This window comes from Limimaricola sp. G21655-S1 (genome assembly GCF_027213785.1).
GTDB lineage: Bacteria > Pseudomonadota > Alphaproteobacteria > Rhodobacterales > Rhodobacteraceae > Limimaricola.
Map to the genome: position 1 here is coordinate 1 of NZ_JAPWGO010000051.1, position 1,708 is coordinate 1,708.

Genomic DNA, 1,708 nt, shown 5'->3' on the forward strand with positions numbered 1-1,708 from the left:
CTCCATCGGGGCGCTTCCGGTGCTCAACGACGCGGGCGAGCCGATGGGCATCGTGACGGATCGCGACATCTGCTGCGGCGCCGTTGCCGAAGGCAAGTCCGGCGATACGGCCGTCTCCGAGGTCATGTCGACGGATGTGCTGACCACCTCGCCCGAGGAGGACGTCTCCTCCTGCTGCAACAAGATGGAAGAGCGCCAGGTGCGCCGCGCCGTCGTGACCGACGGCGAGGGCAAGTGCTGCGGGATGGTGGCGCAGGCTGACGTGGCGCGTGAGGCGCAGGGCGCGGAAACCGCGGATCTCGTCCAGAAGGTCTCGCAACCGGAAGGCCGTTCGGGCTGCTGCTGACGAGAGGGGTGGAGCGCTGCGAGGCGCTCCGCCCTTTTTTCTGTCTCGGCGGCGATGTCTGGACCCATCGTCCATGCCGAAGGTTGAGGGACAGCAGGCCCTTACGAGTATCGGCGCGGCCACAGCACAGGAGACATAGATGATGGACGGCGGAATGATGGGCGGAGGAATGATGTTCGGCATGGGGATCTGGGGTCTCCTGATCCTCGTGCTGGTGATCCTCGCGATCGTGGCGCTGGTGAAGTATCTGCGCAAATAGGTGAGGAATGACGGAGACACCGGACAAGCCCGTCGTCCTCGTCACCGGCTCCAGCGGCTATCTTGGCGGAGCGGTCGTGCGACGCCTGCATCAGAGTTACCGCGTTGTCGGGCTTGACCGCCATTCGCCACCACACCCGCCTCACCAAGCGGAATGTGTCTGTTTCGATATTACCGATCAGGAAAGCGTAGACAAAGCTCTGGCGAGGGTGCGGCTTGCCTATGGCGATCGCATTGCCGCGTGTATTCATCTCGCGGCCTATTTCGATCTGACGGGTGAGGACAGCCCCGCATATGACGCCGTGACGGTGGAGGGGACGAAGCGGCTGCTGAAGGGATTGCAGGAGTTCCAGCTCGAGCAGTTCGTCTTTGCCTCCACCATGCTCGCGCATGCGCCGACTTCGCCGGGGCAGCCAATCGATGAAGACGCGCCGTTCGATGCGAAGCTTCCCTACCGTGCCTCGAAGGTGCGCACCGAGGCGATGTTGAGACAGGAGAAGGGCGAAGAAAAGCTCGTCCTGATGCGCCCTGCCGGCATCTACGACGACCAAGGGCATTCCACGTTCCTGGCTCACCAGATCGCGCGCATTTACGAGAAGCGCTTCAGCGGCAAAGTTTACCCGGGCGATCTGTCACGCGGACAGGCCTTTCTGCATCTCGAAGACCTGCTGGATGCGATCGAACGCATCGTGGATCGTCGGGTGGACCTCCCGGATGTGCTTCCGGTCCTGTTGGGCGAAGCCGAACCCATTCCCTTCGGAGAGTTGCAGCGCCTGATCGGGCACGAGTTGCATGGAGAGGATTGGATCACCTGGAACATCCCGCCGAAACTCGCCAAGATCGGCGCTTGGGGAGAGAACCGGATCTTCGGCGAGGACGCCTTTATCCGAGCTTGGATGGTGGACATATCCTCCGATCACTACGAGCTGGACCTTTCGACCGCCCGGGAGCAGTTGGGCTGGCAGCCGCAGCACGGCCTGCGGGAAGACATGCCGCGCATCCTGCGAAATCTGAAGGATGATCCCTATCACTGGTATTCGGAAAACGGGCTGAATGCCGCGCGGGTTTCCGCGACCAAGGTCGTGCAGGCGAATGCCGAGCAGC

The 1,708-nt window shown here is 62.5% G+C and carries 2 protein-coding genes; both read left to right on the forward strand.

Annotated features, from left to right (window positions below):
- Positions 1-346 (forward strand): CBS domain-containing protein (locus O4G76_RS19670; RefSeq protein ID WP_269398851.1); only part of this gene is annotated, 346 nt, incomplete at its 5' end.
- A 266-nt stretch (positions 347-612) separates the two neighbouring features.
- A partial coding sequence (locus O4G76_RS19675; RefSeq protein WP_269398852.1) for an NAD(P)-dependent oxidoreductase occupies positions 613-1,708 on the forward strand: 1,096 nt, incomplete at its 3' end.